Source organism: Pallidibacillus pasinlerensis (genome assembly GCF_009996845.1).
GTDB lineage: Bacteria > Bacillota > Bacilli > Bacillales > Caldibacillaceae > Pallidibacillus > Pallidibacillus pasinlerensis.
Window position 1 is genome coordinate 1 of record NZ_JAACYS010000086.1, and the last position, 12,271, is coordinate 12,271.

The following is a 12,271-nucleotide window of genomic DNA, read 5'->3' on the forward strand; positions in this document are numbered from 1 at the left end:
TCATCGCTCCCATTAAAGACACTTCCTCCAACTTTCACGTTCAATCTGTCCTTCATCCCCCTCATAAAGGCATCCCAACACGCACACAAAAATAATGTCCTTCACAAACTTGCGAAGGACATCATCAACCTAATCACTATGTAACAACAATCTTTACAACCTCTTATTCGTGCCATCAATTGGCATTGGTTCTGCTAAATAACGAATCCGCTCAATGATCCGTGCTGCTTTTACAACTTCTTCTTCTCCTCGTTGCGAATACGTCAAATGTTGTTGTAATTGATCCAAGTTAAAGTTTGACGTAAAGAATGTCGGGAGTCTTTCCATCATCCGATGTTGTAAAATCGGACCAATGACTTCATCTCGAGCCCAACTTGATACAGACTCCGCTCCAATATCATCAAACATTAAAACCGGTATCGTTTTTAACATATGAATTTTTTCATCCAACGTATTATTTCCAATCGCCATTTTCATTTCCCGAATCAATTCTGGAACATAAACAATAATCGATGGAATCCCTTTTTCAGCCAATTCATGGGCTAGAGCACCGAGCAAGAATGTTTTCCCTGTACCGAAAGGACCGTGGAAATAAATTCCTTTTTGAAAATTCGTCCCATCGTAATTAGCGATAAATTGTTCAACTTTGTCAACCGCTTGAATTCGTGCCGGCGTATCTAAAATGACATTACTTAATGAAGCATCTAACGTATCCTTCGGTAAGTATAAACATTGAATCAATCGTTCCGCTTTTTTCCGTTCCTCTTCCATGATGCGGAGTCGACAAGGGACATAATGGACATCAATCGCATTATTTTTTAAAACAAGCTCAGGTTCATACCCTTGTAAAATATTTTTACATTCATTAACAGATCCACAATGTTCACAGTCTTTACATTGGGTTGTATATTCATATAACTTCCCAAGACTACGATCAATCATAGACCTTGTAATTTCACCTTCATGTTTTCTTAAAAATGCTTTAATCCCGGGATCATTTAAAACTTCTTGACGCATTTGTTCTAAACGTTGTCGAAAATCACCACGTCCAGTCATTTTCTTTAACGAGTCTCCAATATTTTTCACCCGGTTCACCTCCTACTTTTTATATTTTTTCAACCGCTCTTCCAGTTTTTTCTTCTCCGCTTCAAAATCAATATTAGAATCGACTTCGACTTGTTTCGTTTGCGCATCATTTTTAAGCCAGTCTGGAATCGGCTCTTGTCTCGTTGTTCTTGTCGCTTTCCTTTGAGTTGGCTTTTTATCTTTCTGCTGTTGCCATTCTGCGTACTTCCGATGTTCACTTTTCGCAAGTTCCATTGCTTCTTTAACAGTTTTGACCTTTTTCCGTGACCAATGGGAAGCAATTCGTTCCACAAAGGACTTCGTCAATTTCATATCTGTACGCAACATACAATAATGAATTAGGACGTTTACAACACCAGGGGTTAAGTTTAGTTTCACCATGATTTCCTCAATTAGCCGTATATCACTTTCAAGTGGCTGTGCCCCTTCAGAAAGATCTGCTAACACTTGTCTTGGACTGACCGTATCAAAATATTGAATCATCTTTTCTTCCTGTGTTTTCGGAACATCAATTTCAGATTGATAAATTGGGGATTGGGTCCGATCAACGAGTTTAGGTAAGGAACTATAATGTTCGATCGTATACCAATCCCTTGCTGCCTTACGCAATGCTTCAATATCAATTTGATTTTGTTCATTAATTGCGCTATATAAAATATTTTTCATTTGAATAACATCAATATCATATAAAAATGCTAATTTCGCAATAACATCTTTCACTTCCGGCGTAATCGCTTGTTTTGGTATGACCGAATCATTTAGTCCAGCAAAAAACAATTCGAAATCAAAATGTAAAGGTTGGACTGTAACCGGTGATGGTTCTTCTTTCGACGGATATTGAACCTGCATATCATCTTCTTCCAACTGGTCATGATATGGAAAATGAGAAGATGAAAAGACTTCTTGAAAACCTTTCGTCACTTTATCAAAGCCAGTTTTATCAATCGCTTGATCAGCAAAGGTTAATTTCAAACGGTTGTAATATTCTCGACCGACCTTCTGATATAAATAAATATTTAATAATCCATCGGTAAAAAATTGCTGTGGCGAAAGAGGGGGCTTCATTGTATAAATAAACGAACGTAAATCTTCATCTTCTTTAACGTAAGTTTCCATTAAACCAATTGCTTCAAGCTTTTGTCTCGCTTCGTAAATTTGTGGCAAGTTTAAATCAAGTAAGTTCATTAAATAATAATGGGAAACCGGTTCGGTTTGCAAGCGACCATTTTCCACTTGATTAATTAGCGTAAAATATAAACTAATACAAACCGGACCTATTAACGGTTGGTACAATAAAGTTAAAACTTTCGCATCCCCCAAATTTTGCTGACCATCAATTGCAACGATGTATTGATCTCCCGGTATGATTTCTTTCCAATGTGGTTCCATAAAAACATCCTCTAAAATATATTAATCAGACTTTGATTGACCTTTTTTCAATATATCTTTCAGTTCCTCAATAAAGACATTAATATCTTTAAATTGACGATAGACTGATGCAAATCGTACGTAAGATACTTCATCAATTTTAGCAAGCTTGTCCATGACCATCTCGCCAATAGACTCACTTTTTATTTCAGACACACCTATATTCCGTATTTCCCGTTCAATTTCTGCCGTTAAATCTTCTAACTGCTTTAAAGGCACAGGTCGTTTTTCACAAGCTTTTACTAATCCTCTTAAAATTTTATCACGACTAAATTCTTCACGGTTACCATCTTTTTTAATTACGATTAACGGTGACTCTTCCACTCTTTCAAACGTTGTAAAACGGTAACCACATGATTCACATTCTCTTCGTCTACGAATTGCTCGTCCATCTTCAACAGGTCTAGAGTCAATAACTCTAGTGTTATGGTATTTACACGTTGGACACTTCATATTTTCACCTCTGTAAAATCTTTTCTATGTACGTATATTTCTAACCTATTACGGTGAACAATTTATTTTTAACATTTTTAAAACATAATAGTGCTGCTTTTACAAAAATTTACAATTGCCTTCTTAATAGGACATACTATACCTTAATTTTACTATATTTCAAGGGATTAAGGAAAGGGTTGTTCAATGAGTTGTGGAATTTATCAATATTTAGAGGTTTTAAACGAGAGATTTACAATAAATTAACATGAGTGAGGATTTGCGCTTTTGTGGAGCTTTTTCAGAAAAAAATCCGCCATGATTCATGACGGATTTTGGAATTTTTTGTTATCTTTTCATACACGGCTTGGTTCTTTTGCAAGTTGTTCGGAAACAATTTTAACAAGATCAACGACACGGCAGGAATAACCCCACTCATTATCGTACCAAACGAGTACTTTCACTTTATTTCCTTCCATAACCATTGTAGATAAACCATCAATAATTGCAGAGTTTTCATTTGTTGTAAAATCAATGGAAACTAATGGTTCATAAGTAATATCTAAAATTCCAGCTAACTCATCTTGGCTTGCTTGTACAAATGCATCATTCACTTCTTCAGCTGTTACTTCACGTTTTAAATCAACGACTAAGTCAACTAGAGACACATCTGGTGTTGGCACACGTAAAGCAATCCCATGTAGTTTACCATTTAAATGTGGTAACACTTTACCAATTGCTTTTGCCGCTCCAGTTGTTGTTGGAATAATAGATTGTCCACATGCACGTGCACGACGTAAATCTTTATGTGGGTTATCAATATTTTTCTGGTCGTTAGTGTACGCGTGAACTGTTGTCATAAAGCCATGATCAACACCGAACTTTTCGTCAAGAACGCGTACGACTGGTGCTAAACAGTTTGTTGTACATGAAGCGTTAGAAATGACATCATGTTTTTCAATATCAAGTTCTCCTTCGTTCACACCAACAACGATTGTTACATCCTCATTTTTTCCAGGTGCTGTTAACACAACTTTCTTAGCCCCTGCATTTAAATGAAGTGCAGCTTTATCACGAGCATTGAACTTACCTGTTGCTTCTATAACAATATCAATATTTAAATCTTTCCAAGGTAATTCTTCAGGATTTCTATTATTTACAAGTAAAACTTTTTTTCCGTTAACAATTAAACTGTCTTCCCCTACTTGTATATCCCCATCAAATCTTCCGTGAATTGAATCATACTTGACTAAATGAGCAAGAGTGTCAGCTGGATAGCTTGCGTTGATTGCTACAATATTTAAGTCGTCGGATTGGATGGCTTTGCGAAATACCATTCGCCCGATTCTCCCAAAACCGTTAATCGCTACTCTATTAGTCATTAAAGAGCCCCCTTGTAAAATAATAAAACACATTTAATGCTTTTTCGTTGATTAGTATAACATATTTTATGACTGAATAGCATATATATTTACTGTTTTTTAGAAAAAAATTACTTTAAACAGGGTATTCTGTTATTCCAATCCAAAAAATGTATTAAAATAATTTGATAAGGGGAAAACGCTCATATTTACAAAAAAAATCTTCCTGTAAATGATACAGAAAGATTGAGTTAGCGATTATTTAATTTTCCATTCAGTTAATATGGAAATTAACTGTTGTTTCGTTTCTTCTAAAGAGCCTCGATTATCAATAACAGCATCCGCAAGCTTTATCTTCTCTTCAATTGACATTTGTGAATTAATTCTTGCCTTTGCTTCTTCTTCAGATAACTCATTCCGTTTCATGAGGCGCTCTAATTGTGTTTTTTCATCAACATACACAACTATAACTTTATCCGTCATATGGGTTAATTTACTTTCATAAAGGAGGGGAATGTCTAAAAATACAACCTGCTCTCCCCGTTGAAAAGCTGCCTCTTTTTGATCATTCATCCACTTCCGAACAGCAGGGTGGACGATAGAATTTAATTGAAGTCTCTTTTCCTCATTGTTAAAAACGATGTTTCCTAACTTTTTCCGATCAATCTCACCAGTTGGCTGTAAAATCTCTTCACCAAAAGTTTCCACGATTTTCTTATAAGCTTCTTGTCCTGGTTCAACAACAACCCGCGCAGCAATATCTGCATCTATCACAGTAAACCCGAGCTCTTTAATCATATTTGATACCGTACTTTTTCCAGTAGCAATACTCCCTGTAATACTAATAACTTGTGACACAAAAATACCCCCAAATATCTTTTTGTTCATTTTAACATTTCACAATAGGAGCAAGCTAATATAACATTTATGATTAGTTGATAGGGGGATTTATTTTAATAGATAAGAAGACTTTTTGCAATTCGAATCGCTCAATAACGCAAGAATTTCGCTCATAATATTGGGAACTTCGCTCATAAGCGCCATTTTATTGCCCATTAAACTAAAAATCGCTCAAATCATTGTAAAATTCGCTCATAGCGTGAAACAAATCGCTCGTATAATGCCGATTCGCTCATAAATTAAAAAAGTCGCTCGTAACTTCATGCAAATCGCTCATAAATTGACCAATTCGCTCACAAAACTATTAATATCGCTCATATAAATAACAATTTGATATATTTAATAAGAAACCACCTTTTAAGTGAATTCATTCAACTATCCTATACTTATAATCTCCAAATTCCAATAAAAATAAGAATTAACCCCGGTAAAATTGAAATATGTTTCGCCCATTTGTTTTCACCCATCGACTTTCCGAACAACAAACCGGCTGACAAAAAAATACCACTCATCACTCCAACAGCTACAGCTAATATAAGTGGTGAAAAAGCGAGCATAGACGCACTAATTCCCACACCGAAAGAATCGAGCGATAAGGCAGCACCAAGAAGAACCGCTTCAAAACCATTGATTGTGCCTGATTTATCTAAATCCGCCGTCATTGGCTTTTTCAAAATATGAATAACGATACCGACGGATTTAATCTCAAATTTCAATAACACTTTTTCATTATACGCTTGTAGACTTTTTCTATCACTCTTTCCATTTTCTTGCAAGGTTCGAAAAAATTGATACAACGCCCAAACACCTAAAAGAATTAAAATGCTGCCACCGATCGTTTGGCTTACTTCAGGTGTTAAAAAGCCACCAAATAAACTTCCAATCATTTCTGCAAAATATAACGATATCGATGAGCATAAAGCAATAATTAAAATCGCCTGAACCGATATAGAAACTCTCCTCATGCCGTACGTAAAACCAACATTAAAACTATCCATACTTACAGCAAAGGCAAGCAACAACAACGAATACATTTCAAGCATGAAAAAGACTCCTTCCACGATGTCGATTACTACACTATCGTATGAAAGGAGTCTGTTTACGGTTCATTTTATTTAGGCGATTTTCTCATTTTTTAGGATAGTCCAATTCATCATTTTTGCCCTACTCCACTATTTGTTTCATCCGAAAAAATCACGCATTATAATTTTTGACAATCCGGACAAAAATGGGTCCCTCGACCAGATACTTTAATTTTTTCAATTATCGTTCCACAACTTTTACAAGGTTTTCCTTCTTGAGCATACGCATTTAACTCAAGTTGGAACATACCAATCTGACCTTGTGAATTTACGTAGGAACGAATCGTGCTACCACCTTTTTCAACGGCATGACTCAATGTTTCAATAATCGCTTCATGAAGCACTTGAACTTCAGCCTTATTCAACGTGCTAGCCACCCGTTCAGGATGAATTTTTGCTCGGAATAATGCCTCATCCACATAAATATTCCCTAGCCCTGTTACAATCGTTTGATCAAGTAAAACTGCTTTAATATTCCGCGTTGTTTTTCCAATCGCTTTTTCAAAATATGAAACGGTAAACTCCTCTGAAAAAGGTTCGGGACCGAGTTGATTCAATGGAGGATAATTCTTTTCTTCACCTTTTGGAAAAACATGCATCGTCCCAAATTTACGAACATCGTTATAACGTAATTGCGTACCATCCGTAAATGAAAAAATGACATGGGTATGCTTCGCAATCGGTTCATCCTTCGGAAAGACACCAAATTTTCCTTCCATCCGTAAATGAGAAACTAAAGTGATATCATCTAAATAAAAGAGAATAAATTTCCCTCTCCGGTCCATCGAACGAATCGTTTGCCCTTTTAACAAAACTTTAAACTCTTCTATATCATCTGGTCTTTTAATAATTTTCGGCCAATACACTTCGACATCTTCAATTTGCTTACCAATAACAAGTGCTTCTAACGTTCGTCTAATCGTTTCTACTTCTGGTAATTCTGGCATCGTACTACCCTTCTCCCTTTTAAAATCTTGTTGTGTAAACATAAGTGAAACGCTATTTCCAAAGGCATCGTCACTCCCTTGAAAATAGCGTAATTGTTACAATTATTAAAAGTTACTTCGCATCAAACCATGTTGGACCGTATGAATAATCCACTTTTAACGGAACATCCAACTCAACGGCATTTTCCATCACTTCTGGTACAATCTCAATTAATTTTTCTATTTCATCTTTCGGTGCTTCAAAAATAAGTTCGTCATGCACTTGAAGTAACAGTCTTGCCTGAAGTCCTTCTTTTTCCAAACGCTCAGCCATATCAATCATTGCCTTTTTAATAATATCAGCGGCACTACCTTGGATTGGCGTGTTCATCGCTGTCCGTTCAGCAAAACTACGCAAGTTAAAGTTACGGCTCGTAATCTCTGGAATATAACGTCTACGATTTAATAATGTCGTGACATATCCTTTTAATTTTGCCTCTTGCACAATATCATCCATATATTGTTTTACTTGAGGATAGCTTTGGAAATAACGTTCGATAAACTCGCCCGCTTCTTTCCGTGTAATCTTTAAGCTTTGTGATAGGCCGTAATCACTAATTCCATAAACAATACCAAAGTTAACGGCCTTCGCTTGTCTTCGCATATTACTTGTTACTTCATCTTTTTCGACATGGAAAACATCCATTGCTGTTTTCGTATGAATATCCATGTCATGTTTAAAGGCATCAATTAAGCGCTCATCACCAGAAATATGGGCTAACACACGAAGTTCGATTTGCGAATAGTCCGCAGCAAAGATGACCCAATCTTCTTCAGACGGAACAAAGGCTTGCCTAATTTTTCGACCTTCCTCTAAGCGAATCGGGATATTTTGTAAGTTCGGATCCGTTGAACTTAATCTTCCTGTTTGCGTCAATGCCTGTTGGAAACGGGTATGCACTTTACTATCTTCAGGATTTATCATTTTCAATAATCCTTCGATATAAGTCGACTGTAGCTTTCCTAATTGACGATAATGTAAAATTAACGCCACGATTTCATGTTTCGATTCTAATTTTTCAAGTACATCCGCTGACGTGGAATAACCCGTTTTCGTTTTCTTAATCACTGGTAAGCCAAGCTTTTCAAATAAAATAACGCCTAACTGTTTCGGTGAGTTAATATTAAATTTTTCACCGGCTAATGCATAAATTTGCTCTTCAATCTCTTGCAATTGCTCTTTAAACTCATTGCCCATTATTTCTAAACGTTCTTTATCAACACGGATACCGACACTTTCCATTTTCGCTAAAATTATCGAAAGCGGCATTTCTAAATCGATAAACAATTTATATTGATCATTTTTTTTAAGTTCATCAATTAATGTATCTTTTAAATCGTAAATGGCCTTCGCTTTACGAACAACATGTTCCGCCCGTTCTTCATCTGTAAGCACTTGGCGTTTCGCACCTTTACCGTAAACCGCATCATCGGATTGGACCTGGTTATAGTTATGCGCTTTTGCAACATCACTAAAATCAGCAATGTTTGAAGATGGATTTAATAAATAAGATGCTAAAAGAAGATCGAACTCAATTCCTTGAATTTCGATGCCGAGCTTCTTCAACGCAACAATCGTTCTTTTTCCATCAAAAACATGTTTCCGTTTCGTCTCATCTTCTAACCATGATTGAAACTCAGCCGACTCTTTTGCCATATCAACTGGAATGTAAAAGTTTCCAGCTTCATTACTAATGGCAAACCCTAAAATCGGTGCGTAATGATAGTTGTCTTCGATAATTTCAACGTAAAAAGCACTATCTTGTTTTAATAGATCTGCAGTAACATTTTCGACCATTTCATATTGAATGTCCGTTAAAGTTTCCTCTTCATCAACCGTAAATGAATCATTCAGTTTCTCAAGTAGTGACTGGAAACCAAGTTCTTTATATAAATTGACAACTTGTTCATGATCCGGTCCAGTAAAACTAGTCTCGTCCACACCTACTTCAATCGGTGCCTCGCGGAAAATGGTGGCGAGCTTTTTACTCATAATCGCTTGCTCTTTATACGTCGTTAAATTTTCCTTTAATTTTTTACCACGAACTTGGTCAATGGAGTCTAATACCTTTTCAACGGATTCAAATTCCTTTAATAACTTAATTGCCGTTTTTTCGCCAACACCGGGAACGCCGGGAATATTGTCACTTGCATCCCCCATTAACCCTTTCATATCAATAATTTGCATTGGGGAAAGACCGTATTTTTCTTGAATATGTTCCGGTGTATACTCTTCCATATCGGTTACACCTTTTCTCGTAACTAATACCGTCGTCTTGTCCGTTGCAAGCTGAGTTAAATCTCGGTCACCTGAAACAATTTTCACTTCAAAACCTTGTTCTTCCGCCTGTTTAGACAAAGTGCCGATAATATCGTCCGCTTCATAGTTTTCCAGTTCATAATGACGAATACCGTGCGCATCTAATAATTTACGAATATATGGGAATTGTTCCGATAATTCTGGTGGCGTTTTTTGTCTACCGCCCTTATATTCCTCAAAGGTTTCATGTCTAAACGTTGTTTTCCCCGCATCAAAAGCAACTAACACGTGGGAAGGTTTTTCGTCTGTTAAAATTTTATCAAGCATCATGGCAAACCCATAAATTGCATTCGTATGTATACCTTTATCATTATTTAATAGTGGTAACGCGAAAAAGGCGCGATAGGCCACGCTATTTCCATCAATTAAAACGATTTTTTTAGCCAAATAATTCTACCTCCATTCTCATTGGAACGGAGGGACAGGTCCAGTGTTTCACTCTGAAAATGCAACAAGGGACCTGTCCCCCTGTACCAAAAAGCCGTCTTTCCTCTTCCTATTCTAACATGGAAAATAAGGAAAAGGAAAATGACGGCTAATTCAATTAAACATGTAAAGTTGTAATTGTTACTGAATGTATCCCTGTAATAAACGTGCGTACGGTGAGTCAGAAGGTAAAATGATGACTGTTTGATCATCAATTGTTTTCTTATATGACTCTAAAGTACGATATAGATTATAGAACTCTGGATCTTTAGAGAATGCATCGTTATAAATACGTGCTGCTTCTCCTTCTCCTTCAGCTCGGATTTCTTGGGCATCAGCTTCCGCTTTCGAAATCATTTCCGTCACTTGTTTATCTGTTTCGGCCATGATTGCATTTTTCCGAGCGTCCCCTTGAGATAGGTAATCTTGGGCTGTAGATTCCCGTTCACTAATCATTCGCGTGTAAACGGATTGTTCGTTTTCTTCAGGTAAATCTGTCCGTTTGATACGAACGTCAATGACTTGAATACCGTATTTACTTTCTTTTAACGCTTCATTTACGGCATCAGTTACGCGGTCATTTAAACTTGCACGAGATGATGCTTCACCATCATTAATGATTTCACCATACTCTAGCTGACCAAACATTTCTCGAACTTCAGAATAAATAAATTCAGCCATACGTGCTTCTGCACTTTCAACCGTTCTTGCGTTCATAATTAAATCTACTGGATTTACGATTTTCCAAACAGCATAGTTATCAATAATAATCCGTTTTTTATCTCGTGTCGTAATTTCAGATTCCTCAACATTTAACGTCATTTGATACTTCGGCAATGTTGTAACGGATTGAATAAATGGAATTTTAAAGTTTAAACCTGGTTCATCAATCACCCGTGTAATTTCACCAAATTGACGGACAATTTTATATTCTCCTTCTTTAACGATAAATGTATTCGCTAAAATAACACCTATCAAGGCAATGATTAGGATGAAAAAGACTCCCATTTTAATATATTTCCGAAACGGAAAATCTTTACGTAATTTCTCCATATCAATTACATTATCGTTACCATTACTCATTGTTTTCACCTTCCTTATTTTCCTCTTCGGAAGTATTTACAGGAGGTTGTGCCTGTTGTACTGGATTAAGCGGTAAGTATGTTAATGTACCACTATCATCATTCATAATATAAATTTGTGCATTCGGAAGCACTCGTTCAAGGGTTTCAATTACTAAACGATCCCGTGTAACTTCTGGGCTCTTTTGATACTCCGTTAATAAACTATTAAATACAGCCACATTACCACGAGCTTCTTCGATACGAGCAGCCTTTTCCCCTGCAGCTCTGGAGATAATCGCTTCAACTTCCCCTTCTGCTTCGTTAATCATTTGGTTTTTATATTTTTCGGCTTCGTTTAATTTCGTTTGCATTGTTTCTCTTGCATCCGTAACTTTAGTAAATGCTTTTTGTACTTCATCATTCGGAAGCTCTACATCTTGTAATTTAACAGCTTGAATAGAAACACCGATGTCATAGCTGTCTACTAATCTCGTTAATAAATCCCAAACTTCCGCTTCAATTTCCGCTTTTCCATCAGTTAACGCATCATCGATTTGGGAACTTCCGATAATACTACGAAGGGATGCACTTGTTGCATCATATAAAATTTCTCTCGGATTTTCCGCATTGAATAAATATTTTATCGGATCCGCAATTTTATATTGTACAACTAAGTCAGCGTAAACGATATTTTCATCACCTGTAATCATCTTCGCATCTTCTTCATTGGAATTTTCTCCGAATCCGAATTGTAAACTATATGTTTCCTTTGATACTTTTTCTACGGATTGAATTGGCCAAGGTAATTTGAATTTTAAACCTGGTTCAGTGATTGTTTCTTCAGCTTTTCCAAAAGTTAAAATAACAGCTTGATCTGATTCATCTACCGTATACCAAGATGTTAGCGCTATCAAACCTAATATTATGATTCCGATAACGATTCCAGTTGTTACATAAATTTGTCTTAAACTCGCCATTGTATCACCCTTCCTTATCTTTCATTCGCTGATATTATATACGAAACAACAGAAAAATAGTTTCATTTATTTCTATAATTTTATTAAACTTTTTCAATTAATACAAAAAAGTATCATTATAAATAATAGATTGAGATTTAATCATACAATTAAATTTAACGGAAATCAATTGGAAGGATTGATGTTGAAAAATAAGGAGCTATTAATAT

At 36.0% G+C, this 12,271-nt stretch carries 10 protein-coding genes; all 10 read right to left on the reverse strand.

The genetic code is table 11. The annotated features are described in order from the left end of the window. Positions 1-153: 153 nt before the first annotated feature. The 10 genes from dnaI to hflK all read right to left on the reverse strand — a co-directional run bounded on the left by dnaI (position 154) and on the right by hflK (position 12,062). Entirely contained in the window at positions 154-1,086 is a 933-nt protein-coding gene (dnaI, locus tag GW534_RS14310) for a primosomal protein DnaI (RefSeq protein ID WP_161921672.1), read from the reverse strand. Between the two features lie 12 nt (positions 1,087-1,098). Then, positions 1,099-2,475: a replication initiation and membrane attachment family protein gene (locus GW534_RS14315; RefSeq protein WP_161921673.1), complete on the reverse strand. Its 1,377-nt coding sequence runs from the start codon at positions 2,473-2,475 to the stop codon at positions 1,099-1,101. A gap of 21 nt (positions 2,476-2,496) precedes the next feature. Next, positions 2,497-2,967 carry a transcriptional regulator NrdR gene (nrdR, locus tag GW534_RS14320; protein ID WP_161921674.1) on the reverse strand — a complete coding sequence of 157 codons (471 nt, stop codon included), beginning with the start codon at positions 2,965-2,967 and terminating at the stop codon, positions 2,497-2,499. A gap of 335 nt (positions 2,968-3,302) precedes the next feature. After that, positions 3,303-4,328, reverse strand: a complete 1,026-nt coding sequence (locus GW534_RS14325; protein WP_161921675.1) for a glyceraldehyde-3-phosphate dehydrogenase — start codon at positions 4,326-4,328, stop codon at positions 3,303-3,305. Positions 4,329-4,565: 237 nt separating this feature from the next. Continuing rightward, a complete protein-coding gene (gene coaE / locus GW534_RS14330; protein ID WP_202630951.1) occupies positions 4,566-5,195 on the reverse strand; it encodes a dephospho-CoA kinase in 630 nt (209 codons plus the stop codon). A 398-nt stretch (positions 5,196-5,593) separates the two neighbouring features. Further along, entirely contained in the window at positions 5,594-6,250 is a 657-nt protein-coding gene (ytaF, locus tag GW534_RS14335; RefSeq protein ID WP_161921677.1) for a sporulation membrane protein YtaF, read from the reverse strand. Between the two features lie 158 nt (positions 6,251-6,408). Continuing rightward, the gene (gene mutM, locus GW534_RS14340; RefSeq protein WP_161921681.1) at positions 6,409-7,236 is read right to left on the reverse strand and encodes a DNA-formamidopyrimidine glycosylase; all 828 of its coding nucleotides are present in this window, start codon (positions 7,234-7,236) and stop codon (positions 6,409-6,411) included. Between the two features lie 112 nt (positions 7,237-7,348). Next, positions 7,349-9,982 carry a DNA polymerase I gene (gene polA, locus GW534_RS14345; protein ID WP_161921678.1) on the reverse strand — a complete coding sequence of 878 codons (2,634 nt, stop codon included), beginning with the start codon at positions 9,980-9,982 and terminating at the stop codon, positions 7,349-7,351. 180 nt (positions 9,983-10,162) lie between these two features. Next, positions 10,163-11,104 carry a protease modulator HflC gene (gene hflC, locus GW534_RS14350; protein ID WP_161921679.1) on the reverse strand — a complete coding sequence of 314 codons (942 nt, stop codon included), beginning with the start codon at positions 11,102-11,104 and terminating at the stop codon, positions 10,163-10,165. Then, positions 11,097-12,062 carry an FtsH protease activity modulator HflK gene (gene hflK / locus GW534_RS14355; RefSeq protein ID WP_161921680.1) on the reverse strand — a complete coding sequence of 322 codons (966 nt, stop codon included), beginning with the start codon at positions 12,060-12,062 and terminating at the stop codon, positions 11,097-11,099. The genes hflC and hflK overlap by 8 nt, the downstream gene beginning before the upstream one ends. Between the last annotated feature and the right edge of the window lie 209 nt (positions 12,063-12,271).

Excerpts from the sequence above, each read along its gene's own strand:
- coaE (WP_202630951.1), bottom strand. The coding sequence starts at position 5,195 with ATGAACAAAAAGATATTTGGGGGTATTTTTGTGTCACAAGTTATTAGT.
- GW534_RS14315 (WP_161921673.1), bottom strand. The coding sequence starts at position 2,475 with ATGGAACCACATTGGAAAGAAATCATACCGGGAGATCAATACATCGTT.
- nrdR (WP_161921674.1), bottom strand. The coding sequence starts at position 2,967 with ATGAAGTGTCCAACGTGTAAATACCATAACACTAGAGTTATTGACTCT.
- ytaF (WP_161921677.1), bottom strand. The coding sequence starts at position 6,250 with ATGCTTGAAATGTATTCGTTGTTGTTGCTTGCCTTTGCTGTAAGTATG.
- mutM (WP_161921681.1), bottom strand. The coding sequence starts at position 7,236 with ATGCCAGAATTACCAGAAGTAGAAACGATTAGACGAACGTTAGAAGCA.
- GW534_RS14325 (WP_161921675.1), bottom strand. The coding sequence starts at position 4,328 with ATGACTAATAGAGTAGCGATTAACGGTTTTGGGAGAATCGGGCGAATG.
- hflK (WP_161921680.1), bottom strand. The coding sequence starts at position 12,062 with ATGGCGAGTTTAAGACAAATTTATGTAACAACTGGAATCGTTATCGGA.
- hflC (WP_161921679.1), bottom strand. The coding sequence starts at position 11,104 with ATGAGTAATGGTAACGATAATGTAATTGATATGGAGAAATTACGTAAA.